The 23,217-nt window shown below is 71.7% G+C and carries 20 protein-coding genes; 12 read left to right on the top strand and 8 right to left on the bottom strand.

Translation table 11 applies throughout. The annotated features are described in order from the left end of the window. Positions 1-89: 89 nt before the first annotated feature. Genes ACZ6R6_RS28445 through ACZ6R6_RS28430 form a run of 4 tightly spaced genes read right to left on the bottom strand, consistent with a single transcriptional unit; the run spans position 90 to position 4,481 of the window. Positions 90-947, bottom strand: a complete 858-nt coding sequence (locus tag ACZ6R6_RS28445) for a sulfotransferase (protein ID WP_470098333.1) — start codon at positions 945-947, stop codon at positions 90-92. Beyond that, positions 944-1,843, bottom strand: coding sequence for a hypothetical protein (locus tag ACZ6R6_RS28440; RefSeq protein WP_470098331.1), 900 nt, complete (start codon positions 1,841-1,843; stop codon positions 944-946). The genes ACZ6R6_RS28445 and ACZ6R6_RS28440 overlap by 4 nt, the downstream gene beginning before the upstream one ends. Then, positions 1,840-3,141, bottom strand: coding sequence for an O-antigen ligase family protein (locus tag ACZ6R6_RS28435; protein WP_470098329.1), 1,302 nt, complete (start codon positions 3,139-3,141; stop codon positions 1,840-1,842). The genes ACZ6R6_RS28440 and ACZ6R6_RS28435 overlap by 4 nt, the downstream gene beginning before the upstream one ends. After that, positions 3,138-4,481, bottom strand: coding sequence for a YveK family protein (locus tag ACZ6R6_RS28430; protein ID WP_470098327.1), 1,344 nt, complete (start codon positions 4,479-4,481; stop codon positions 3,138-3,140). The genes ACZ6R6_RS28435 and ACZ6R6_RS28430 overlap by 4 nt, the downstream gene beginning before the upstream one ends. 304 nt (positions 4,482-4,785) lie before the next feature. Between ACZ6R6_RS28430 and ACZ6R6_RS28425 the strand changes: the two genes are divergently transcribed. Next, the gene (locus ACZ6R6_RS28425) at positions 4,786-5,868 is read left to right on the top strand and encodes a glycoside hydrolase family 26 protein (protein WP_470098326.1); all 1,083 of its coding nucleotides are present in this window, start codon (positions 4,786-4,788) and stop codon (positions 5,866-5,868) included. Here ACZ6R6_RS28425 and ACZ6R6_RS28420 read toward each other — a convergent pair. The 3 genes from ACZ6R6_RS28420 to ACZ6R6_RS28410 form a co-directional block, all read right to left on the bottom strand. After that, positions 5,752-6,705: a sulfite exporter TauE/SafE family protein gene (locus ACZ6R6_RS28420; RefSeq protein ID WP_470098324.1), complete on the bottom strand. Its 954-nt coding sequence runs from the start codon at positions 6,703-6,705 to the stop codon at positions 5,752-5,754. The genes ACZ6R6_RS28425 and ACZ6R6_RS28420 overlap by 117 nt on opposite strands. Before the next feature lie 102 nt (positions 6,706-6,807). Further along, positions 6,808-8,037 (bottom strand): adenylyl-sulfate kinase, encoded by a 1,230-nt coding sequence (cysC, locus tag ACZ6R6_RS28415; protein WP_470098322.1) that lies wholly within the window; start codon positions 8,035-8,037, stop codon positions 6,808-6,810. Positions 8,038-8,116: 79 nt separating this feature from the next. Next, on the bottom strand, positions 8,117-8,851 hold the full coding sequence (locus tag ACZ6R6_RS28410) for a class I SAM-dependent methyltransferase (RefSeq protein ID WP_470098320.1): 735 nt from the start codon (positions 8,849-8,851) through the stop codon (positions 8,117-8,119). A gap of 170 nt (positions 8,852-9,021) precedes the next feature. Here ACZ6R6_RS28410 and mfd point away from each other — a divergent pair, with 170 nt between their 5' ends. From mfd to ACZ6R6_RS28395, 3 genes are read left to right on the top strand one after another with little or no spacing between them, the layout of a single operon-like run. Beyond that, positions 9,022-12,552 carry a transcription-repair coupling factor gene (gene mfd, locus ACZ6R6_RS28405; protein WP_470098318.1) on the top strand — a complete coding sequence of 1,177 codons (3,531 nt, stop codon included), beginning with the start codon at positions 9,022-9,024 and terminating at the stop codon, positions 12,550-12,552. Positions 12,553-12,578: 26 nt separating this feature from the next. Continuing rightward, on the top strand, positions 12,579-13,202 hold the full coding sequence (locus tag ACZ6R6_RS28400) for a SurA N-terminal domain-containing protein (protein WP_470098316.1): 624 nt from the start codon (positions 12,579-12,581) through the stop codon (positions 13,200-13,202). 10 nt (positions 13,203-13,212) lie between these two features. Further along, positions 13,213-14,169 carry a nucleoside triphosphate pyrophosphohydrolase gene (locus ACZ6R6_RS28395; RefSeq protein ID WP_470098314.1) on the top strand — a complete coding sequence of 319 codons (957 nt, stop codon included), beginning with the start codon at positions 13,213-13,215 and terminating at the stop codon, positions 14,167-14,169. Between the two features lie 22 nt (positions 14,170-14,191). On the opposite strand, the gene ACZ6R6_RS28390 is transcribed toward ACZ6R6_RS28395, so the two are convergent. Next, positions 14,192-14,935, bottom strand: a complete 744-nt coding sequence (locus tag ACZ6R6_RS28390) for a class I SAM-dependent methyltransferase (protein ID WP_470098312.1) — start codon at positions 14,933-14,935, stop codon at positions 14,192-14,194. A 111-nt stretch (positions 14,936-15,046) separates the two neighbouring features. Between ACZ6R6_RS28390 and eno the strand changes: the two genes are divergently transcribed. The 8 genes from eno to ACZ6R6_RS28350 all read left to right on the top strand — a co-directional run bounded on the left by eno (position 15,047) and on the right by ACZ6R6_RS28350 (position 23,128). Then, positions 15,047-16,324 carry a phosphopyruvate hydratase gene (eno, locus tag ACZ6R6_RS28385; protein WP_306863739.1) on the top strand — a complete coding sequence of 426 codons (1,278 nt, stop codon included), beginning with the start codon at positions 15,047-15,049 and terminating at the stop codon, positions 16,322-16,324. Positions 16,325-16,516: 192 nt separating this feature from the next. Beyond that, the gene (locus ACZ6R6_RS28380) at positions 16,517-16,924 is read left to right on the top strand and encodes an FtsB family cell division protein (protein WP_306863741.1); all 408 of its coding nucleotides are present in this window, start codon (positions 16,517-16,519) and stop codon (positions 16,922-16,924) included. Between the two features lie 43 nt (positions 16,925-16,967). Next, positions 16,968-17,498: a DUF501 domain-containing protein gene (locus ACZ6R6_RS28375; protein ID WP_470098309.1), complete on the top strand. Its 531-nt coding sequence runs from the start codon at positions 16,968-16,970 to the stop codon at positions 17,496-17,498. Beyond that, positions 17,495-18,454: a Ppx/GppA phosphatase family protein gene (locus ACZ6R6_RS28370; protein ID WP_470098307.1), complete on the top strand. Its 960-nt coding sequence runs from the start codon at positions 17,495-17,497 to the stop codon at positions 18,452-18,454. Before ACZ6R6_RS28375 ends, ACZ6R6_RS28370 begins: the two co-directional genes overlap by 4 nt. Before the next feature lie 230 nt (positions 18,455-18,684). After that, entirely contained in the window at positions 18,685-20,031 is a 1,347-nt protein-coding gene (locus ACZ6R6_RS28365) for a hypothetical protein (protein WP_470098305.1), read from the top strand. A 207-nt stretch (positions 20,032-20,238) separates the two neighbouring features. Beyond that, on the top strand, positions 20,239-21,036 hold the full coding sequence (locus tag ACZ6R6_RS28360) for a uracil-DNA glycosylase (RefSeq protein ID WP_470098303.1): 798 nt from the start codon (positions 20,239-20,241) through the stop codon (positions 21,034-21,036). Between the two features lie 171 nt (positions 21,037-21,207). Then, positions 21,208-22,524: an NAD(P)/FAD-dependent oxidoreductase gene (locus ACZ6R6_RS28355; protein ID WP_470098301.1), complete on the top strand. Its 1,317-nt coding sequence runs from the start codon at positions 21,208-21,210 to the stop codon at positions 22,522-22,524. A gap of 106 nt (positions 22,525-22,630) precedes the next feature. Next, positions 22,631-23,128, top strand: a complete 498-nt coding sequence (locus ACZ6R6_RS28350; protein ID WP_470098299.1) for a glycine cleavage system transcriptional repressor — start codon at positions 22,631-22,633, stop codon at positions 23,126-23,128. Positions 23,129-23,217: the final 89 nt, after the last annotated feature.

Here is a 23,217-nt window from a genome sequence, read left to right as displayed (position 1 = left end):
CGGCTCCTCCTCGTCCGGCGGGAGCGGCCAGGCCGAGGCCGGTGCTCTCACGTCGGCTCCGCGCCGGCCGGCGGCGGTCCGGGGCGGGGTCAACGTCGCCATGTCGGCTCCGCGCCGAGCCACGGGGTCAGCAGGGCGTCGGACTCCTCGAAGTGGCCGGCCAGCTCGCGGCGGAGCGAGTCGGGCATCGGCGCGGGCCGGGGCCGGGCGTTGTGCCGCTCGAACACCGGGTCGCCGATGTGCGGCAGCCCGAGGAACTCCAGCACCCGGTCGTAGACGACCTCCGGCCCGGCGAAGAAGCGTCCGCTGTCCAGGACGAGCAGCCGGTCCCGGCCGATCAGCGGCTCCAGCGGGGCGAGCTGCTCGGCGTAGCGCCCCCTGGCCAGGTAGGCGTGGTGGCGGTGGGCGTGGTTCACCGAGTGCGGGGCGGCGCGCAGTCCCTCCACCGCCCCGGCCAGCCGGCTCTCCTCCAGCTCCACGGCCCTGACGAAGGAGGTCTCGGTCTCGAAGCCCCGGGCCACCTCGTGGGCGTGGGCCGAGAAGGCGCGCTCCACCGGATCGCGGACCAGCACGATCACCTTCACGCCCGGCAGGTCCCAGGCGATCCGGGGGCAGGCGAGCGGATGGAACAGGTAGTAGGGCGAGGACTCGAAGGCCAGCGGGCGGCAGCCGTACCGGCGGGCCAGCCGGGCGGCCGTGGCCCGCAGCGGGAAGTGCGCGCGATACCACGACAGGCCCCGGTCGTAGGCCACGTCGAAGTAGTGGACGCCCTTGTGGAAGACGGGCTTGAGGATCAGCGGGTGCTGGGCCAGCGCCCGGTAGAGCGAGGTGGTGCCGGAGCGTTGTGCCCCGGCGATCAGGAAGGAGGGCAGCATCCGGCTCCCGGAGGTGAGGCGCCCGGCGGTCCGTGACACGGCGTGGACGGAACGCTTCAGCCTGGGCTTCACGTCAGGGCCTCCTGGAAGTCGACGACGGGGTTGAGCCAGTGGCCGGGCGGGCCGAGCGGGGCGTGGCCGTCGGCCGCGTGCCGGTCGGCCAGCGCGATCAGGTAGCGGATCACGGTCGATCTGGCCTCGGCCGCCGACAGCCCGAACGGCGCCAGGACCGGCAGGGCCTGCGCCAGGCAGGCCCGGGCGGCGGTCGCCGGGGCGGCGCGGCGCAGGGCGCGCTGGAAGAAGTGGTGGACGGCGTCGAAGCCGAGCGGCACCCCGGTGGCGAACCGCTCCCAGTCCCAGACCAGCAGCCGCCCGTCGGCCCCGCGCGCGATGTTCCACGGCGCGAAGTCGCCGTGCCAGGCGTGCTCGGGGCCGGAGATCCGGCTGATCTCGCCGACCGCGTCGACGAGCAGGTCCGCGGGGATCCGGCCCCGCCGTACCGGCAGCGGGCTCAGCGCGAGCACCGACAGCCCGCGCCAGGACCCGTGGTGCAGCACGGCCGGTGGGACGACGGTCTTCAGCGGCACGCCGGCGAGCAGGTCGAGCGTCCGCGCCTCGTCGGCGATGAGCTCGCGGGCCCGGTCGGTGTCGCCGATCTTCACGTAGGCGGCCAGCCCGTCCGGGGTGTGGGCCTCCAGGATCGGCTTGCGGTTGACCCGCCGGGCGGGCCGGACGTGCAGCACGGCCCTGATGGGGGCGCCCAGCGCCTCGCTGAGGTAGGTCTCGATCGTGGCCTCCCCGGAGGGGACCATGATCTTCCGGCCGGGGTGCCACCACGCGCGGGGGGCCAGCCTGCGGGGGAGCAGCGGGTGGGGGAGCACGCTGTACGGGCGGGCCCGGCCGGGCCCGGGGAACAGCAGGTCGAGGGTCTCGCCGAGGTAGCGCAGCCGGGCGCGGGCGTCGTTCATGTGGCCCTGCTCGCCATCGAGTTCCTCCAGAGCAGCGCGAATGAGATGAGATACAGGCTGAGCGGCGTGACCAGCCCGTCGTAGACGAACATGTAGAGGAGGGTGAGGATCATCACCAGGACCCCGGCCAGGCCGATCGGGCTCCGGTCGCGCCAGTGGCGGCGGACGGCCCCGGCGAAGAAGGCCACGTAGAGCGCGGCTCCGACGAACCCCTGCGTGATCATCAGGTGCCAGAGCTGGCCGTCGCTGCCCAGCGGCGGGTGGCCGCAGGTGTCGCACCAGCCGGTCTTGCCGGTGGTGATGGTGCGGTGGTTGCCCGTCGCGTTGCGGGTGTTGCCGTAGCCGATGATCGGCGAGCTGCCCGCCGCGGCGACGGTCGCCGACACGGTGAAGGCGCGGATGTCGTTGCTGTGCGGGCTGTCCAGCCGCTGGGCCACCATCGTCTGCAGCGGGCTGAGGAAGAACACCAGCGCCCCGCAGGCGGCCGCGGCGCAGACCGTGACGCGGGCCTTCGTGCCCAGCCGCAGGAACAGGTAGGCGGTTGTGACGCCCAGGCCGATCCAGAGACCGCGGTTGAGGGAGTAGACGATCGGGACGGCGGCCAGCGCGATCAGCGGGGCGACGGCCAGGCGCCTGCGCGGCCCGCCGTACACCCACCAGCCGACCACGAACCAGATGAGCAGCACCGAGACGTTGCTGCCCCAGGCGTTGGCCCATTCGAACGGGGCCTCCGGGCGCGGGGAGGCGTGGCCGAGGACCTTCTGCACCTGGGCGGTGGTGGGGTGGATCAGGTTGTGGACGAAGGAGTTGCCGCTGATCCAGCGGGGCAGGAGCCGTTCGACCGGCGAGGTGAAGCCGGCCTGCGGGGCGAGCACGCCCAGCAGGCCGCCCGCGACGGTCGTGACGAACAGCACGCCGAGCATCCGCACCAGGGTGAGCTGCGGCAGCTCCCGCTCGGTCAGGTTGCCCAGGTAGAGCACCATGACCATCAGGGAGACGTAGAGGAGCAGGCGCATCAGGTAGCCGATCACCCGCCCGGCGCCGAGCTCGCCGTAGGTGCCCGGCGGCATCTCGCCGAGCATGAGCGCGCTGACCAGGTAGCCCGCCAGCAGCAGCAGCCAGAGGCCGGACCCGCGCGGCGCCCTGATCGGCCGCCGCCGCCACAGGACCAGCGCCATCGGCGGGGCCAGCACGATCACCGACAGCCCGCCGAAGCCCAGCGCCCACCAGAGGGGGTAGCCGACCAGGAGCGCGGCGACCGGCCAGGCCGCCGGGTGGAGGCCCCGCACGAGGGTCACGAGGGGAAGACCATCTTGTCGGCCGCGGGCGGGTGCGGCGGCAGCGGCGGCCGGGGGGCCTGGGCCGGGGCCGGCGCGGGCCGTCCCCCGGTGACGGGGTAGGCCGTCCGGTCTGAGGGGCCGGGAGCGACGGCGTGGGCCGTGCCGTCGGCGGAGGTGGAGACGGGAGCGGAGGCGGAGGTGGAGGTGGAGACGGGAGCGGAGGCGGCGGCGGGGCGGGTCCGGCCGGCCTTGGAGACCCGGCCGGACTTCCGGACCCGGCCGGGCTTCGGGGTCCGGCCGGGCTTCGGGGCCTTGCCGCTCTCCGCCGCCCGGTCGCCGGATCCGGCCGGCGGGCCGTCCGGCGGGGTGGCGACCGCGCCGATCACGGGGATCCCGCGCTCGCCCAGCCGCCGTACGGCCTGCGCCACGTCGCGCGAGGACGTCCCCGGCACGGTGACCAGCAGCACGGCGCTCCCCACGCCCGCCAGCTCGCCGATCTCCTCCCCGGTGACGAGGTCGAGGCCGGTCAGGCGCTTGACGTCGGAGCGCCCGCGGATCCTGGTGTCGAGCCGGTCGCGGAGCCAGGCGGCGCCGGTCCCGGCGAGCAGGCCGATCATGAGGCCGCTGCCGAGGTGGAGGGGCGGGCTGGGAGCGGTCGGCTCGGCCGGGGCGACCGCGTCGCTGATCACCGATCCCGGGGTGACGGCGATGGTCTTGAGCGCGTCGTATCTGAGGGTGAGGCCGGAGATCTGCCGGCTGAGCACGTTCTGCCGCTGCAGCGCGACGGTCCGTTCCGCCGTGCCCCTCGCCAGCGCGGGCAGCGTGTCCGCCACCGTGACCAGCGACGCGTTGACCTGCTTGAGCTTGGTGAGGAGTGCCTTGAGCTGGGCGTCCAGCGCCTGGGTGGCGGACTCGCCCCGGTAGGCCAGGTAGGCCCGGGCGTAGGCGCCGGCCCCCGCCGCGGCGGTGTGCGGGTCGGCGGCGGTGTAGGAGATCACCAGGACCGAGGTGTTGGGCGGCACGGAGACCTCGACGGGGCCCGGGGTGTTCTTGAGCGTGGCCCTGGCCTTCCCGGCGACCACCGCGGACTGGGCGATCTGGGCCTCGGTGTCGAGGTTGAGCGGCTCGCGCTGCCGGCTGGTGACCTGGTTGGTCTGCTCCAGCAGGCCCGTCGGGGAGACCAGCACCTGCGCGGAGGCGGTGTAGGAGGGCGGGGTGAGCCGGAGCAGGGCGGCGCCGCAGCCGGTCCCGGCCGCGAGGAAGAACAGCAGGATCGGCCACCTGCGGCGGATGAGGGAGGCGTAGTCCGCCAGCTCTCCGCCGGAGCGGTGGACCGGGGCGTCCGGCGGCAGGCTCATACGGTGAGGTCCCTTTCGGGCGGCATCGGCGCTTGAGAACCCTAGGAACTATAGGTCGGTCCGCCATTTCCCCGGTCCAATACACAAGATTTTCTTCAGATTGATCCAGCTAATCACGGCACGATAACTAGCGTTTATCCGATATTTCCCCCCACCTTTCGGGCGGGCTCCGGCACGGAGTGGCAAAGTGCGTGACGTGGCACGTCCAGGAGGTGGGAAAGTGGGCTCCGGGTAAAGTCGGGAAACCGTGCATGGGAGCATCAGTGAGGGACCGTTGCATCGGATAAATGCCGCTTTAGGGATATTGTCCCGCAAGGACAGAATCGCCGGTGCGGCGCTGGCGCTGGCCCTGGGAATGGGCGCGTGCGGCCGGCCCCCGGTGGTCTCCGAAGAGCCGTCCGAGCGCGTCACGGCCCGGACCGGCGGCCTGCCGGCCATCCGTCCGTCGGCGTCCGCCTGTGAGGTGACCGCCAAGCTCATACCCTCGTGCGGGGCGTGGTGGGGGGTCGCGCCGGAGATCTTCACCGGCCGGCCTCCCCGGCGGGCGCTGGAGCGGGCCGAGGAGCGCATGGGCCGTCCGGCCGGCATCATGCACCTCTATCACCGGGGCCCGGAGCTCTTCCCGACCCCGGAGGAGCGGAAGATCGCGCGCGACCCCGGCGGCCGCAGGCTCCTGCTGATCAACTGGAAGCCGTCCTCCGACCACACCTGGGCGGAGATCGCCGCAGGCGTGCTGGACCGGCGGATCGACCGGCTGGCCGGCCATGTCAGGAAGACCTTCCCCGAGAGGTTCTTCCTGACCGTCCACCACGAGCCGGAGGACGACGTGCGGGAGGACCCGGACTCGGGGATGACCGCCGAGGACTACTCGGCGATGTTCCGGCACGTGGTGCTGCGCCTGCGGCAGCGCGGCGTCACGAACGCGGTCACGGTCATGACCTACATGGGCGCGCCCAACTGGGCGGCCAGGCCCTGGTTCGAGCGGCTCTACCCCGGTGACGACGTGGTCGACTGGGTGGCGATGGACCCCTATGTCGACGGCCGGGTGCACACCTTCGACGGGCTGGTCAACAAGACCCGCGAGGAGTCCGCCGGGTGGCCCGGGTTCTACCGCTGGATGCAGTCGCGCTTCCCGGGGAAGCCCATCATGATCGCCGAGTGGGGCGTGTTCGAGCGCCGCGGCCAGCCCGGGTTCAAGGAGTCGTTCTTCTCCTCGGTCCGCCGGGAGATACGCGACTATCCGCAGATCAAGGCGCTGGTCTACTTCGACTCACCGCGTGCCCCGCGAGGGGACACCCGTTTCGACACCACCGCCGGCGGCCTGAGGTCCTTCTCCGACCTCGCCGGCGACCCCTACCTCCACGCCACCGCGGTCCCTGAGCAGTGACCATCCGGCGGCCCCGGCCGCCACGGCGCCGGCCAGGATCCAGAGCGTGGCGGTGTTGCCCACGCCGAGGAGCTTCAGCGCCGACGCCAGCAGCACCACCGCCAGCAGCGCCCGGATGACTCCGCCGGGCGCCCAGGCCGAGATCCGCGCGCCCAGATACACGCCGGGGATCGAGCCGGCCAGCAGCGAGGCGGTGACGTCGAGCTGGAAGTCGCCGAACAGCAGGTGCCCGAGCGCGGCCGAGACGACCAGCGGGACGGCCTGGACCAGGTCGGTGCCGACGAGCTGGTTGGCCTTCAGCGCGGGATAGAGCGCCAGCAGCGCCACGATGATCAGGGACCCCGAGCCCACGGACGAGATGCCGACGACCAGACCACCGACCATACCGACCAGTAAGGTCGGAAATGGGCGCACGACGATCTCACCGAGGTCCGCCGAGACGCCCCCTTCGCGGCGCGCGAGCCAGGCCTTGGCGACCAGCCCCGCGACGGCCAGCAGCAGCGCGACGCCCAGGGCGTATTTGATCGTCTGCTGGATCTGCTCGCCGTCGCCGAAGGCCCGGGCCACCAACACCCCGCTGAAGGCCGCCGGCACCGAGCCCGCGCACAGCCAGCCGACCAGCCGCAGGTTGACCGTGCCCCGCCGCATGTGGACGGCCCCGCCCACCGGCTTCATCACGGCCGAGGCGACCAGGTCGCTGGAGACGGCCGCCAGGGGCGGCACGTTGAAGAACAGCATCATCATCGGCGTCATCAGCGCGCCGCCGCCCATGCCGGTCAGACCGACGACGATCGCGACGAGGAACGACCCCGCGGCCAGGGGGAAGTCGATGTCCACGGGCCGTTATCCCTTCTCTTCTCGTCTCGCTCGCCGTACCGGTCTGTCATCTCGGCGGGCCCGTCTCCGCGACGGGCCCGTCGTCTCAGCGGGTCCGCCGCCTCAGCGGACCCATCCGCCCTGGACCAGGGGGTCGAGCACCTGCTGGACGGCCCGCTCCACGCTGATCGAGGTGGTGTCGATGACCAGGTCGGCGTCGTCGGGCTCCTCGTAGGGGTCGGAGACGCCGGTGAACTCGGGGATGAGCCCGGCCCTGGCCTTGGCGTAGAGCCCCTTGCGGTCGCGGCGCTCGCACTCGGCGAGCGGGGTGGCCACGTGGACCAGCAGGAAGTCGGCGCCGACGGCCTCGACCATCGCGCGGACCTCGTCGCGGGTGGCGGCGTAGGGGGCGATGGGGGCGCAGATCGCCAGCCCGCCGTGCCTGGCGGCCTCGGCGGCGACGAACCCGATCCGGCGGATGTTGAGGTCGCGGTCCTGCTTGGAGAAGCTCAGCCCCGCCGACAGCAGGTGACGGACCACGTCGCCGTCGAGATAGGTGATCGTGCGGCTGCCGCGCTCCAGCAGCGCGTCTCGCAGGCCGCGGGCGACGGTGGACTTGCCGGAGCCCGACAGGCCGGTGAAGAAGACCACCAGCCCCCGCCGGTGCGGCGGCCCGGGGAGCGTCACGGGCTCGGGGCCGGCCAGGTGCTCGGTCGCGCCGTAGGCCTCGGCCACGTGCTCGCGCAGCTCCAGGTCGATGCTGGGCTCCTCGCGGGGGGCGAGCGGCACCACGGCCACCACGGTGCCGTCGGGCAGCAGGTCGCGGGCCTTGAGCGCGGCGCGGACCACCGCGGGGCCGCCCTCGCCGAAGGCCAGCGGGAGCAGCAGGACGGCCGCGCCCAGCTCCTCGGCGGTCGCCTTGATCTCCGCCAGGTCGTCCAGCGGTCCGCGCATCGTGACCGCCAGCACCTCCCGGCCGGCCAGCTCCGCGCGGACCTCCGCCGGGGTGCGGCGCAGTCGGGCGAACGGCCCGTGCTCGGGCGCGTCGAGGGCCTCCACCGGGCCGGCGACGTGACCGTCGCGCCGGTCGGTGACGGTCAGCACGGCCAGTGCCGCGCCCTCGGGGTCGCGCAGCGTGATCCGGTCACCGGGGACGGCGGGGTGGTCGTCGGGCAGGGCGAACGTCACGGGCGCGGGCCACGGGGTGCCGTCGGCCAGGGTGCCGTGCTCGGCCACGGCGTGCGCGTCCGCCGAGCTCAGGAAGCCCGTCAGCGGTTGGAAGGCGCCAGAGAGCAGCAGCTCCAGATCGGCCAGCTCGCGCGCGTCGGGGGTCCACTCGAAAGGCGCCGTCATCTGCTCCACAATCCCGATCGAATTAGTCGGATTTCGTCAGCTTACCCACTCCGTCTCCCCCGCACCAGCCCGCCGACTCTCAGATCAGCCGGGCGAAGTGGCTGTGGGGTTTGCGGATGACCATGATGATCTCATCGTGCGAGGCGGGCCACCGCCCCCTGGAGAGGGTCTCCATCGCCGAGCAGGCGGCGCGGGCCAGCCTGCTCAGCGGCCCCCTCAGCGCCGGTCCGCTCGTGGCCGAGGTGTCGTCGGTCACCATGAGCCCGCGCGTCAGGCAGAAGGAGTGCATCCCCTCGCGCGAGGTGACCTGTCCGTAGAAGGGGGGCAGCGGGCCCACGGTGCCGGAGGGGGCGAACCTGTGCCACAGCGTGCGCCGCAGCGCGGCGGGCAGCAGCCGGTCGCACGCCCCGTAGGCCGAGGCCCGGTCGCGCATCTGCAGCAGCAGCAGCCCGCCCGGTCGCAGCCCGGTGAGCAGCCGGTCGAGCACCAGCTCGGGATGCTCGATCCGCTCCAGCAGGAACGACACGTGGACGATGTCGAAGGAGCGTGGCGGCACCGGCACCGACCGCAGGTCCCCCAGCGCCCAGGAGTCGAGATCCTTGCGCGCGGACGTGCTGGCCCGCAGCGCCGGCAGGTCCTCGTCGATCCCGATGACCCGCGCCTCCATCTGCTCCAGCTCCAGCTCCAGCGGCTCGGGCCACCCGCATCCGGCGATCAGGACGTCGAGTCGCCGGCCCGACTGGCCCGTCCACTGCTCACGGATCCGCCGGCTGAACATGTCGTCTCGCGCGACGACCGACCGTACCTCTGACATGTGACTAAGAGTAGTCAACTCAACACGATTCGTCGTGCATTTCCCCCTCCTCGCAGAAGTGATCTCCCTACGGGAGAGGGTCTCCGGGCAAGTAGCCTTGGGAGGTAACCCCCGTGCCTCACCGGCCGGGGGCCTGTCGTGTTGCCGTCGTGGGGCTGTGGGCGAATCTGATGAGCCTTTCCGGACTGCTGGACCTTGTCGCCGGGGAGCCGAAGCTGGCTTCCGTTCTTGAGGACGTCCGAGGGGGAGACTCCTCCGACGTGTCGATGATCGCGCCGCCCGCGCTGCGGCCGTTCGCCGTGGCCGCGCTGGCCCGGGAGGGGGCCAAGAACGGAGGCCGGGCCGTTCTCGCGGTGACCGCCACCGGGCGCGAGGCCGAGGATCTCGCCGCGGCGCTCACCAGCCTCCTCGACCCCGGAACGATCGCCGTCTTCCCGGCCTGGGAGACGCTGCCGCACGAGCGCCTGTCGCCGCGCAGCGACACCGTGGGCCAGCGGCTCGCCGTACTGCGCAGGCTGGCCCACCCGGTCGAGGGCGACGCCGCGGCGGGCCCGCTGCAGGTGATCGTCGCGCCGGTCCGGGCGGTGCTCCAGCCGATCGTGCGGGGCCTGGGCGACCTGCGGCCGGTACGGCTGCGCGCCGGGGACGACGCCGACCTCGAAGACGTCGTCCACAGGCTCGTCGAGAACGGCTACAACCGGGTCGACATGGTGGAGAAGCGCGGCGAGGTGGCCGTCCGGGGCGGCCTGCTGGACGTCTTCCCGCCCACCGAGGAGCATCCGCTGCGGCTGGAGTTCTGGGGTGACAGCGTCGAGGAGATCCGCTGGTTCAAGGTCGCCGACCAGCGGTCGCTGGAGGTGGCCGAGGAGGGGCTGTTCGCGGCCCCCTGCCGCGAGCTGCTGCTGACGGAGGAGGTCAGGGAGCGGGCGCGGGAGCTCGCCGAGCGGTATCCGGCGCTGGCGGAGATCCTGGACCAGCTCGCCGAGGGCGTCCCGATGGAGGGCATGGAGGCGTTCGCGCCGGTGCTCGCCGGGGAGATGGACCTGCTCGTCGACCACCTGCCGGCGCAGGCGGCGGTGTTCGTGTGCGATCCCGAGCGCATCCGCGGCCGCGCCGACGAGCTGGTGCGGACCAGCCAGGAGTTCCTGGAGGCGTCCTGGATCAACGCGGCCTCCGGGGGAGAGGCGCCGATCGACCTGGAGGCGGCGGCGTTCCGCACGCTGGAGGAGGTCCGCGACCACGCCCGGGAGCTCGGCCAGCCCTGGTGGTCGATCGCGCCGTTCGGCGGCGACGGCCCCGGCGACGGGCTGGTCCTGCAGGCGCGCGAGTCGGAGGCCTACCGCGGCGACACCCAGCGGGCCCTGGGCGACATCAAGGGCTGGCTGGAGGAGGGCAAGGTCGTCGTGCTGCTCAGCGAGGGCCACGGCCCCGCGGAGCGGATGGTCGAGCTGCTCAAGGGCGTGGACCTGCCCGCCCGGCTGGAGCGCGCGCTCGACCGGGCGCCGGACGCGAAGGTCGTCCACGTCAGCACCGGCCTGATCGAGCACGGCTTCGTCAGCCCCGGGCTGGCCGTGCTGACCCACCTGGACCTGGTCGGGCAGAAGGCCTCCACCAAGGACATGCGGCGGCTGCCCTCCAAGCGGCGCAACATGGTCGACCCGCTCCAGCTCAAGGTCGGCGACCACGTGGTGCACGAGCAGCACGGCGTGGGCCGCTACATCGAGATGGTGCAGCGGACCGTGCAGGGCGCCACCCGCGAATACCTGGTGATCGAATACGCCAAGGGCGACCGGCTCTACGTGCCGACCGACCAGCTCGACGAGGTCACCCGCTACGTCGGCGGCGAGTCGCCCACGCTCAACCGGATGGGCGGCGCCGACTGGGCCAAGGCCAAGACCAAGGCGAAGAAGGCGGTCAAGGAGATCGCCGGGGAGCTGATCCGGCTCTACTCCGCCCGGATGGCCTCGCCGGGGCACGCCTTCGGGCCCGACACGCCGTGGCAGCGGGAGATGGAGGACGCCTTCCCCTACGCCGAGACCGGCGACCAGCTGGAGGCCATCGACGAGGTCAAGCGCGACATGGAGCGCGGCGTCCCGATGGACCGGCTGATCTGCGGCGACGTCGGCTACGGCAAGACCGAGATCGCGGTGCGGGCGGCGTTCAAGGCGGTGCAGGACGGCAAGCAGGTGGCGGTGCTGGTGCCGACCACGCTGCTGGTCCAGCAGCACCTGTCCACCTTCGCCGAGCGGTTCTCCGGGTTCCCGCTGAACGTCAGGCCGATGTCGCGTTTCCAGACCGACTCCGAGGTCAAGGCGACGATGGAGGGGCTGCGCGAGGGCTCGGTGGACGTGGTGATCGGCACGCACCGGCTGTTCTCGCCGGAGGTCAGGTTCAAGGAGCTGGGCCTGATCATCATCGACGAGGAGCAGCGCTTCGGCGTCGAGCACAAGGAGGCCATGAAGCACATGCGGACCCAGGTCGACGTGCTGGCCATGTCCGCCACGCCGATCCCGCGCACGCTGGAGATGGGTCTGACCGGCATCCGTGAGATGTCGACGATCCTCACCCCGCCGGAGGAGCGGCACCCGATCCTGACCTTCGTCGGCCCCTACGACAACAAGCAGATCGGCGCCGCGATCCGGCGCGAGCTGATGCGCGACGGTCAGGTCTTCTTCGTCCACAACCGCGTCTCCAGCATCAACAAGGTCGCGGCCATGCTGCGCGAGCTCGTGCCCGAGGCCCGGATCGCCGTCGCGCACGGCCAGATGAACGAGCACCAGCTCGAAAAGATCATGGTGGGCTTCTGGGAGCGCGACTTCGACGTGCTGGTCTCCACCACGATCGTCGAGTCCGGCCTCGACGTGCCCAACGCCAACACGCTGATCGTGGACCGGGCCGACAACTACGGCCTGTCCCAGCTCCACCAGCTCCGCGGCCGGGTCGGCCGGGGCCGCGAGCGCGGCTACGCCTACTTCCTGTACCCGCCGGAGAAGCCGCTCACCGAGACCGCCCACGAGCGCCTGGCCACCATCTCCCAGCACACGGAGATGGGCGCGGGCATGTACGTCGCGATGAAGGACCTGGAGATCCGCGGCGCGGGCAACATCCTGGGCGCCGAGCAGTCGGGCTTCATCGCGGGCGTCGGCTTCGACCTCTACGTGCGGATGATGGCCGAGGCCGTGCAGGAGCAGAAGGCCAAGCTGTCCGGCGGCACGGCGGAGGAGGAGCGGCCGGAGGTCAAGGTCGAGCTGCCGATCAACGCGCACATCCCGCACGACTACGTGACCTCCGAGCGGCTGCGCCTGGAGGCGTACAAGCGGATCGCCGGGATCGACGCCGACGTCCAGATCACCGAGGTGCGCGACGAGCTCGTCGACCGGTACGGCAGGCCGCCCCAGGAGGTGGAGAACCTGCTGGAGGTCGCCCGCTTCCGGATCCGCGCCCGCCGGGCCGGGCTGACCGACGTCACGCTGCAGGGCCAGCACATCAGGTTCGCCCCGGTCTCGCTCAGGGACTCCCAGCAGGTCAGGCTCCAGCGCCTGTACCCGAAGGCGCTGCTGAAGCAGGCGAGCGGTACGTTGCTGGTGCCCGTGCCCAAGACCAGGCCGCTCGGCGGCCAGCCGCTGCGCGACCTGGAGCTGCTCAAGTGGTGCGGCGACCTGGTCCAGGCGATGTTCCTGGAGAACGTGCCGGTAAAATGAGCCGCGTTGTCGTGAAGGGATCGCATGTGAAGTCGACTCGAGTGCGTGTCATCCTGGCGGTCGCCGCCGCGGGTGTCGCGCTGACCGCCTGCTCTCCGGAGCAGGCCGGCGCCGCCGCCATCGTGGGCGGGGAGCGGATCAGCTCCAGCCAGCTGGACAGCAACGTGCGGGAGTTCGAGGCGGCGCTGGCCAAGGCCAACGTCTCCGCCTCGCAGCTGCAGTTCCCCGGCAGCGTCCCGCAGGTCGTGCTCTTCCAGCTGGCCACCGCCAAGCAATACACCAAGGTGGCCGAGAGCAAGGGCATCACGGCCACCGAGGCCGAGGTCGACCAGCTCATCACCTCCACCGGCGGCCTGGCCCAGTACGAACAGCAGATGCTCCAGCAGGCCGTGGCGCCCTCGCACCTGCGTGACTTCACCCGGGCGAAGCTGATGATCACCAAGCTGATGGCCAAATACGGCGGCGGCAGCGACCAGGCGGCCCTCCAGCGGGGCCAGCAGCAGGCGATCAAGGACCTGGAGTCCGTGAAGATCACCTGGAACCCGCGCTACGGCAAGATCAACGCGCAGCCGAGCCAGGAGCAGCCGAGCCTCTTCCTCGACAGCGGCCGCTTCGGCGCGAGCTCCGCCGTGGCCGCGCCGCAGCAGTAACCTCGGTGGCATGCCCCTGATCGTCGTCACCACCTCGCCCCGGGTCGCCCCGGGGCTGCTCAGCCGCCGCGCGTGGCAGGTTCTCGAGGAGGGGCCGGTGCGCACCGGGTCGGCCGGCCATCCGCACCTGCCCTACCTCGCCGAGGCCGGGGTCGCCGTCGAGGTCGTGACGCCGGATCCGGCCGCCCTGGTCCGGCAGGCGTGCGCCGGGACCGTCGTGTGGCTGGAGGCCGACGAGGCGCTGATGCGCTCCATCGGCTACGCGGCGGTGGCGCTTGAGGACCCGCCGGTGATCGAGGTCGTGCCGGGCTCCTACGACCTGCCGGGGGCGAGGCTGCTGGATCTGGTCGCGGTGATGGACCGGCTCCGGACCGAGTGCCCGTGGGACGCCAGGCAGACCCACGAGTCGCTGGTGCCCTACCTCCTCGAAGAGGCCTACGAGGTGCTGGAGACCATCGAGGAGGGCGACTACGCGGCCCTGCGCGAGGAGCTGGGCGACCTGCTCCTCCAGGTGGCCTTCCACGCGAGGGTCGCCCGCGACCGCGACGGCGGCTTCGACATCGACGACGTCGCCGAGGGGATCGTCGCCAAGCTCGTCCGCCGCCACCCGCACGTGTTCGCCGACACCCGGGTCGAGGGCGCCGAGGAGGTCAGCGACAACTGGGAGACCATCAAGGCGGCCGAGCGCGCGGCCAAGAACGACGGCGACTCGGGGTCGGTCCTGGACGGCGTCCCGATGGGCCAGCCCGCGCTCTCCCTCGCCGCCCAGCTCCTGCGGCGCGCCGAGCGCGCCGGAGCCCCCGCCGACCTCCCCTCCGGGCCGCCCGCCGAGGACCTGGGGGCGCGCCTGTTCGAGCTCGTACGGCAGGCGCGCGCGGCCGGTCTCGACCCGGAGGCCGAGCTGCGCGCCGCCGCCCGGGCCTACCGCGACCGGGTCCGCGCCTGGGAGACGGGCGGCGCCTCCTGAGGCCGCCGGGGCCGGGGCCCGGTCAGGCCAGGCGGCCGCTCACGAACTGGGTGAGCCCGTAGACCCGGTGACGGATCCCGGAGAGCCCGAGCCGGGCCAGGGCGTCGGTCACCTCGTGGTCGCCGAACATGCGCACCCCCGAGACGGCGCCCGCCACGTCGTTGAGCGGGCCGGCCAGCGGCAGCCGCCGGGTCGTCATGACGGCGATCCGGCCGCCGGGCCTGAGCGCCCGGGCCATCTCCGTGAGGGCGTCGAAGGGCCGGGCGAACAGGTAGAGCGCGGCCAGGCAGCACACCGCGTCGAAGCTCGCGGGCCGGAAGGGCAGGTCGACGGCGTCCGCGCGCACGTAGCCGACACTGCCCGACCTGGTGTCGCGGACCGCGCGGGCGAGCATCGGCGCCGAGGCGTCGATCCCCACGACCAGCCCGTCGTCGATGTCGCGGGCCAGGGCCCGGGTCACGTTGCCGGGGCCGCAGGCCACGTCCAGCACCTGGTCGGCGGGCCCGAGCGCGAGCATCCCCCGGACCAGCGCCACCTCCTGCCGGGTGTCGGGCCCGAGCGGGCCCTTCATCGCCCCGATCAGCGCGGGCCGCCAGACCCGCTCGTAGATCCTCGGCAGGAACCCCGAGCGCATGAGCCGCTGGGCCGGTGACGCGTCGACGCGCTCCTCGCCGAGCAGGTCCAGATAGCCGTGCTCGATGGAGGGCTCGGGCAGGGCGGGGTCCAGCAGCCCGCGGATCCGGTCGAGCGCGGTGAGATCGCTCATGCCTCTGATTGGATCACACGGCCCGCCCGGTGGGGACGGCGGCCGCCGTACCGACAGGTAGTCCTCGGTAGGCTTCTGAGGCAAACTGTCCTGCGACTTTAGGAGCGCTTCGTGGCTTCCATCGAGGGCGTCACCGCCCGCGAGATCCTTGACTCCAGGGGCAACCCGACGGTCGAGGTCGACATCCTGCTGGACGACGGCAGCGAAGGTCGCGCCGCGGTCCCGAGCGGCGCCTCCACCGGCCAGTTCGAGGCCGTGGAGCTGCGTGACGGCGATGAGCGTTACGGCGGCAAGGGCGTGGAGAAGGCCGTCCTCGGCGTGACCGACGAGATCGCCGACGAGATCGTCGGGTTCGACGCCGCCGAGCAGCGCAGCATCGACCAGGTCATGATCGACCTGGACGGCACGCCCAACAAGGCCCGGCTGGGCGCCAACGCCATCCTGGGCGTCTCCCTGGCCGTGGCCAAGGCCGCTGCCGAGAGCGCCGAACTGCCGCTGTTCCGCTACCTCGGCGGCCCCAACGCGCACGTGCTGCCGGTCCCGATGATGAACATCCTCAACGGCGGCGCGCACGCCGACACCAACGTGGACATCCAGGAGTTCATGATCGCGCCGATCGGCGCCGGATCGTTCCGCGAGGCCGTGCGGATGGGCACCGAGGTCTACCACGCGCTCAAGGCCGTGCTGAAGGAGAAGGGCTACGCCACCGGCCTGGGCGACGAGGGCGGCTTCGCGCCGAACCTGCCCTCCAACCGCGACGCCCTGGACCTGATCCTGGTCGCCATCGAGAAGGCCGGCTACGTGCCCGGCGAGGACGTCGCGCTGGCGCTCGACGTGGCCGCCTCCGAGTTCCACAAGGACGGCGTCTACACCATCGACGGCAAGGGCCTGTCGGCCGCCGAGCTGATCGCCTTCTACGAGGACCTGGTCGCGAGCTACCCGCTCGTCTCCATCGAGGACCCGCTGAACGAGGACGACTGGGAGGGCTGGAACGCCATCACCAAGGCGCTCGGCGACAAGGTCCAGCTCGTCGGCGACGACCTGTTCGTGACCAACCCCGAGCGGCTGTCCCGTGGCATCGCCGAAGGCACCGCCAACGCGCTGCTGGTCAAGGTCAACCAGATCGGCACCCTGACCGAGACCCTCGACGCCGTGGACCTGGCCCACCGCAGCGGCTACCGCTGCATGATGAGCCACCGTTCCGGCGAGACCGAGGACACCACGATCGCCGACCTCGCCGTGGCCACCAACTGCGGCCAGATCAAGACCGGCGCCCCGGCCCGCTCCGACCGCGTGGCCAAGTACAACCAGCTCCTGCGGATCGAGGAGCTCCTCGACGACGCCGCCCGTTACGCGGGTCGCGCGGCGTTCCCGCGTTTCCAGCGGTAGTTTCGCACCCTACGGCTTGCGCCCGATTCGGCCGGGCGCGAGCCGTACCGCGGAGGAGACCGCCCGGTGCCGGAGTCCGGGCCGCGGCACGGGGAAGCCCACCCGGTGGCAGCCGGCCGTGGCGCGGCCCCGGCCGGGCGCCCGGGCCGTCGCGTACTACGGCACGGCGGAGAGCACAGACGGGAGAGGCGCATGGCGAAACGGCCGCAGCTGACGGGGCGGGCCGCGATCCTGGCGATCGTGGTGTGCGCGATCGCGATGAGCCTCGCCTACCCGGTCAGGGAATACATCGCGCAGCGCCGCCAGATCGCCCAGCTCCAGCAGCAGCAGACCAGGGAGCTGGAGGCCATCAAGGCCCTCGACGACCGCCGCAAGCAGCTCCAGGACCCCGGCTACATCAAGCGGCAGGCCAGGGAGCGGCTCTACTACTGCGACCCCGGCCACAAGTGCTTCGTCGTCATGGGCAGGGAACCCTCGGCGGGTAAGGGCACGGCGGGGGAGAAGAAGGCGGTCGGGCCCCCGTGGTACGAGACGCTCTGGGAGTCGGTTGAGGCGGCCGACACCGGGAAGGGGCAGAAGGCGGCCGGAGCCGCGGGGTGACCCCGATAGCCTGGGTGTCGTCTTCTCAGGGGGTGTGTCACTAATGGTGGATGAGCGCGACGTGGCGGCGGTGGAGCGGCAGCTCGGCCGGACGCCGCGAGGTCTGCGGGCGGTGGCGCACCGCTGCCCGTGCGGGCTGCCCGACGTGGTGGAGACCGCGCCCCGGCTGCCCGACGGCTCGCCGTTCCCGACGCTGTTCTACCTGACCTGCCCGAAGGCCGCCTCGGCCATCGGCACCCTGGAGACCTCCGGGATGATGCGGCAGATGCAGGCGAGGCTCGCCGAGGACCCCGCCCTGGCCCAGGCATACCAGGCCGCCCACGACGACTACATCGCGCGCCGCGACAAGGCCGCCGCCGAAGACGGCCTGGAGCCGCTGCCGAGGGACATGCAGAGCACCGGGGGCATGCCCACCCGGGTTAAGTGCCTGCACGCCCTGGTCGGCCACGAGCTGGCGGTGCCCGGCGGCAACCCCTTCGGCCGCGAGGCCCTCGACGCGCTCGGTGAGTGGTGGGCCGACGGGCCCTGCTGCGCCGTCGGGACCGAGGAAAGACACGAAGAGGAGACCAAGTGACCCGCGTCGCCGCCATCGACTGTGGCACCAATTCCGTCCGCCTGCTCATCGCGGACATCGAGGCCGACACCCTGACCGACGTCGAGCGGCTGATGGAGATCGTCCGGCTCGGCGAGGGGGTGGACCGGACCGGCCGGCTGGCCCCGGAGGCCCTGGAGCGCACCTTCGCCGTGATGCGCGGCTACGCCGAGCTCATCGACCGCCATGGCGCCTCCGCGGTCCGCGTGGTGGCCACCAGCGCCACCAGAGACGCCGCCAACCGGCAGGAGTTCGTGGACGGCGTGCGCGAGATCTTCGGCGTGGAGCCCGAGGTGGTCACGGGGGCCGAAGAGGCGGAGCTGTCGTTCGCCGGCGCCACCCGCGATCTGGTCCGGCTCTCGCCCGAGACCGGCCTGCCCACCCCCGACGGCACCCGCCCGCCATACCTCGTGGTCGACATCGGCGGCGGTTCCACCGAGTTCGTGCTCGGGTCCACGCACGTGGAGGCCGCGCTGTCGGTGGACATCGGCTGTGTCCGGCTGACCGAGCGGCACCTGCGCGAGGCGGGCAGCCCGCCGCCGGCCGAGGTGGTCGAGGCCGTGGTCGCCGACATCGACGAGGCACTCGACCGGGTCTCCGGGGAAATCCCGGTGGAGCGGGCGCTCACAATGGTCGGTCTGGCGGGTTCTGTCACCACCGTCGCCGGAATGGCTCTTGACCTGCCTGGATATGATCCGGATAAAATTCATCACTCACGAATTCCGGCAAATCAGGTGCAGAAGGTTTCCGGGCGCCTACTGGAGATGACCCACGACGAGCGGGCGGCCATCGGGGTCATGCATCCGGGCCGGGTCGACGTGATCGGTGCCGGGGCCCTGATTCTGGCCCGAATTATGGAAAGGTACGGTTTCACTGACGTTGTTGTCAGTGAACACGACATTCTGGATGGAATCGCCTGGTCTGCGGCTAAACCTTAACAACATCTAGACATTTCCCATGCCGAGGGGGTATTGAGAGATCGTTCCGTTTTATGGTTAGGTAAAGAAGCTTTAGCGAGGCTTTGCCGTGGGGCCCGGCACAGCTGGTGTCGGGGCGGCAACCGTCTCCGGAGCGCACTCTCGTTCCTAACGAAACGGAGCATCCCCTCATGTCCGGACTAGCTCGTAAGCTAGCCGCCGTAGGAGCCAGCGCGGCCATGCTGGCGACCATGGCGGCAGGGCTTCTGGCCTCGCCCGCAGCGGCGGCCAGTGGTTCCAACCAGGCGGGGGCGGCGGCAGCCACCCCCAGGCCCGCCGTCTCGGTGAGCCAGACCAAGGCCTCCCCGTCGCACTCCGACGAGTGCCCCACCCGGGTGACCTTCTCCTCCAGGATCAAGGTCAAGGCCTACGGGGGCAAGACCAAGGTCGCCTACCGCTTCCTGCGCGGCAACGGCACCAAGAGCGCGGTCAAGACGTTCACCCTCACGGGCAAGGGCGTCAAGACCGTCACGGTGAAGGAGTCGTCGACCTTCAAGGGCGGCGACCTCAAGGGCTGGGAGGCCGTCCAGGTCCTGGCCCCGCGCAAGGTCACCTCCGCCAAGGGTTACTTCAAGATCTCCTGCGGTGACGACTGGGACGGCGGCAAGGAAGTCGTCAACACCGGCAGCGTCGGCGCCCGGATCTGGGTCGACGAGGGCAACTGTGAGGCCACCCTCATCGGTCGCATCTCCTCCTCCAGCTCGCGCTGGGTGCGCTACCAGTGGGTCGTCAACGGCCACGTCGTCGACCGCGACGCCGTCCGCGTCGACGGATCGCGCAAGGTCTACCACGTGATCAGGCCGCGCGAGAGCCTGCGGGGCTGGGCGGCTCTGCAGGTCATCGACCCGGTGGAGACCTCCTCCGGCCGCGCCTACTTCAAGATCTGGTGCCGGGACTCGTCGCCGAAGGTCTCGGCCTCCGTCGACGCTCCGGCGAACTACGAGGGCACCTGCCCGGTCACCCGCTCCTTCACCGGCACGATCAGCGCTTCGTACGGCCGCGGCCACGTGAAGTACCGCTGGGTCCGTGACGGCGTCCCGGGTAGCTGGGAGAGCGTCTACTTCGGCGGTCACGGCTACCAGAGCCGCAGCGTGAGCGACCCCTGGAGCGCCTCGGCGTCCGGGACCAGCAGGCGCTCGATCGAGATCTACGATGGCCCGAGCAGCGGCACCGTCCAGGGCAAGGTCACCTGCAAGGTGCCGGCCCCGGACTCCAAGGCCTGGATCCAGGACGGCACGTCGGCCAAGCAGGTCGCGGCCGGCTGCCCGGCGGGTTCGGTCACCGGCACCGGCAGCATCTACGCCACCGGTCCGATCAAGGTCACCGTCACCTGGAGCCTCAACGGCACCGTGGTGAAGTCCGAGGAGCTCGACTTCACCTCGGAGGGCACCAAGTCCAGCTCCTTCACCGGTGCGTCGAACGGCCTCAAGGACGGGACCGTCAGGTTCGGGATCGTCGGCGGCGGCTCGACGACCGTCAGCTACGACGCGGTCTGCGCCGAGGCCGGCGACAAGTCCGCTGACAAGACCGGTGCCTGACACCGAGTCTCGTCTGAAGTAGCACATCCGAAGTAGGACAGGCGGCGCCCGCTCCCAGCGGGCGCCGCTTCTCCGTTTTCCCGCCCTCCCTCTTCCTTCCCCGCTCTCCGTCTCCCCCGCGGTCTTCTCCGGGTTCCCCGTCTCTCCCGGCTCCCCGGGTGACTCTTCCGGTCGATCGGCCTGCTCGGATCGGGCACCATCGAGGGCATGACCTGTGTTCCTCCCGGATCCGGCTGGCCGGACGACCCCGCGCGGCCGGACACCCCCGTCGCCCATGACCCCTCGGAGGTGAGCGCGCTCGCGGGGGCGAGCCGTACGCTCGCCGAACTCACCGCCCGGCAGTCGGTCTGCCGGGCCTGCCCGCGCCTGGTGGAGTGGCGCGAGGAGGTCGCGGCCGTCAAGCGGCGGGCGTTCGCCGCGGAGACCTACTGGGGACGGCCCATCGCGGGGTGGGGTGAGGAGCGGCCGGAGGTCCTCATCGTCGGCCTGGCCCCGGCCGCGCACGGGGGCAACCGCACCGGCCGCATCTTCACCGGCGACCGCAGCGGGGACTGGCTGTTCGCCTCGCTCCACCGGACGGGCCTGGCCGCGAAGGAGACCAGCGTCCACGCCGGCGACGGGCAGCGGCTCATCGGCGCGCGCATGGTGGCGGCCGTCCGGTGCGCCCCGCCGGCCAACAAGCCCGAGCCGTCGGAGCGGGCCGCCTGCTTCCCCTGGCTGAGCCGGGAGGTGGCGCTGGTGGCCGACAGCGTGCGGGTGGTGGTGGCGCTGGGGGGCTTCGCCTGGCAGGCGGTCTGGCCCGCGTTGAAGGAGGCCGGATACGACCTGCCGCGCCCGAGGCCGCCCTTCGGACACGGCGCCGAGGTGGAGATCACCCGTAACGGAACTCCGGCCCGTCTTCTCGGGTGCTACCACCCGAGCCAGCAGAACACTTTCACCGGCCGGGTGACCGCCGAGATGCTTGACCAGCTCTTCACCAGGGCAAACGTCCTACGTGGCTTGTGAACTCGATCACAAAGAGAATCTTGGCCAGTTTTTTGGGGAGAAGGGAGATTGTTTCTCCTGATTTGGAAAAGTTTCGCGTAAGTTGCCCTGGGGGCGCCTGGTGCGATCCCGGAGGCGGACGTATGCTTGTGAAAGCTTTCACAAAGCCTTGGACCTAAGGATGGCGCCGAAGTGAACCGCAACTCCAAGCACATCGTGGTCGTCGGTGGGGGCTACGTCGGTCTCTACACCGTGCTGCGTCTGCAGCACACGCTCCGCAAGGAACTGCGCGACGGCAGCGTTCGCATCACTGTCCTCACCCCCGAATCCCACATGACCTACCAGCCCTTCCTCCCCGAGGCGGCGGCGGGAAACCTCTCGCCCCGGCACGTGGTGGTCCCGCTCCGCCGGGTTCTCAAGAAGGCGACGATCCTCAACGGCAAGGTCTCCAAGGTCAACCACGCGGACAAGTCGCTCACCTTCGCGCCGAACGTCGGCACGCCGCACGAGATCGGCTACGACATCGTCGTCATGGCGGCCGGCTCGATCTCCCGCACGCTCCCCATCCCCGGCCTCGCCGACGCCGCGATCGGCTTCAAGACGGTCGGCGAGTCGATCGCGCTCCGCAACCGGGTGCTCGAACTCCTCGACCGGGCCGAGTCCGACGACGACGACGCCCTGCGCCGCCGGGCGCTGACGTTCGTCGTGATCGGCGGCGGCTTCGCGGGCGTCGAGGCGCTCGCCGAGCTGGAGGACATGGCCGTCGACGCCGTCCGCTACTACCGCAACGTCTCCCGCAAGGACATGCGCTGGATCCTCGTCGAGGCGACCGACCGCATCCTCCCCGAGGTCGGCCCCGAGATGGGCAAGTGGACCGCCGAGCAGCTCCGCGAGCGCGGCATCGAGGTCAAGATGAACACCCGTCTGGAGTCCTGCGAGGGCGGCCTGGTCAAGCTCTCCGACGGGGAGGAGTTCGAGTCGGCGACCATCGTGTGGACCGCCGGCGTGAAGCCCAGCCCCGTCGTCAACGCCGGTGACCTGCCACTGGACGAGCGCGGCCGGATCAAGACGACCACCCGCCTGACGGTGGCCGGGGTCGAGGACGCCTTCTCCGCCGGAGACGTGGCCGGGGTGCCCGACGTGACCAACCCCGGCCAGTACTGCGCGCCCAACGCCCAGCACGCCGTACGGCAGGCCAAGGTCCTCGCCGACAACATCACCCGCCGGCTCCACGGGCAGGAACTGGTCGACTACCGGCACAAGTACGTCGGATCGGTCGCCGGTCTGGGCCTCCACAAGGGCGTCGCCAACGTCTACGGGGTCAAGCTTCGCGGATTGGCTGCGTGGTTCATGCACCGCACCTACCATCTGTCGCGGGTGCCTACTCTCAACCGCAAGGTCCGTGTGATGGCGGACTGGACCTTGGCGCTGTTCTTCAAGCGGGAGACCGTCTCGCTCGGAGAGATCGAGGCTCCGCGCACGGAGTTCCGCGAGGCGGCGACGACCTGAGTCCCGGGCGCCCGCAGGTGGGAAACCGCTGGGTCCTCGTCAGGGTCTGTTGCTGACCGTCATGCTCGCCCCTTGAGCCCCAGCCCGAGCCGGGAGGGGGCCGGGGGTGGGCTTGTCTGCGATCACCGTGCTGGGAGTGGACAGACCGGGAACGGTCGCCGAGGTGACCGCGGTGCTCGCCGGGTACGGGGCGAACGTCGAGGACTCGGCGGTGGCGCTGCTCGGCGGCCACGTCGCGATGATGCTGCTGGTCTCCGGCCGGCTGCCACCGCCCTCGGCCTTCCCCGGGATGGCCGTCACCGTGACCGGGGTCGAGTCCCGCCGTGACCCCGGCCGCGCCCCGGAGGGTCTCGGCTACGTCCTCACCCTCCACGGCCCCGACCGTCCCGGCGTCATCTCCGCGGTCAGCGCGGTGCTCGCCGACGCCGGCGGCGACATCACCGGGATGACGACCCGTCTCTGCGGCCGGCTGTACGTCCTGGCCGCGGACGTGCGGCTGCCGGAGACGGTGGACGTGGCCGACCTGATGTGCCGTCTGGCCGCGGTGGCCGCCGACCTCGGCTCCCGGATGGCCTTCCGCCCCGCCGAGCCGGAGGTGCTGTGACGGGCCGGAGGCGCTGTGCCGGATGCCCCCGCGCGGCGGGAGGCGGCGGCGCCGTACGGCGGGCCGGGGACCGCGGCGCTGTGCGGCGG

Source organism: Streptosporangium sp. NPDC048886 (assembly GCF_055586905.1).
This window is presented reverse-complemented; position numbering and strand designations above follow the sequence as displayed.

Excerpts from the sequence above, each read along its gene's own strand:
- mfd (WP_470098318.1), top strand. The coding sequence starts at position 9,022 with ATGAGCCTTTCCGGACTGCTGGACCTTGTCGCCGGGGAGCCGAAGCTG.
- ACZ6R6_RS28365 (WP_470098305.1), top strand. The coding sequence starts at position 18,685 with ATGGCGGCAGGGCTTCTGGCCTCGCCCGCAGCGGCGGCCAGTGGTTCC.
- ACZ6R6_RS28360 (WP_470098303.1), top strand. The coding sequence starts at position 20,239 with ATGACCTGTGTTCCTCCCGGATCCGGCTGGCCGGACGACCCCGCGCGG.
- ACZ6R6_RS28395 (WP_470098314.1), top strand. The coding sequence starts at position 13,213 with ATGCCCCTGATCGTCGTCACCACCTCGCCCCGGGTCGCCCCGGGGCTG.
- ACZ6R6_RS28410 (WP_470098320.1), bottom strand. The coding sequence starts at position 8,851 with ATGTCAGAGGTACGGTCGGTCGTCGCGCGAGACGACATGTTCAGCCGG.
- cysC (WP_470098322.1), bottom strand. The coding sequence starts at position 8,037 with ATGACGGCGCCTTTCGAGTGGACCCCCGACGCGCGCGAGCTGGCCGAT.
- ACZ6R6_RS28390 (WP_470098312.1), bottom strand. The coding sequence starts at position 14,935 with ATGAGCGATCTCACCGCGCTCGACCGGATCCGCGGGCTGCTGGACCCC.
- ACZ6R6_RS28375 (WP_470098309.1), top strand. The coding sequence starts at position 16,968 with ATGGTGGATGAGCGCGACGTGGCGGCGGTGGAGCGGCAGCTCGGCCGG.
- ACZ6R6_RS28440 (WP_470098331.1), bottom strand. The coding sequence starts at position 1,843 with ATGAACGACGCCCGCGCCCGGCTGCGCTACCTCGGCGAGACCCTCGAC.
- ACZ6R6_RS28380 (WP_306863741.1), top strand. The coding sequence starts at position 16,517 with ATGGCGAAACGGCCGCAGCTGACGGGGCGGGCCGCGATCCTGGCGATC.
- ACZ6R6_RS28430 (WP_470098327.1), bottom strand. The coding sequence starts at position 4,481 with ATGAGCCTGCCGCCGGACGCCCCGGTCCACCGCTCCGGCGGAGAGCTG.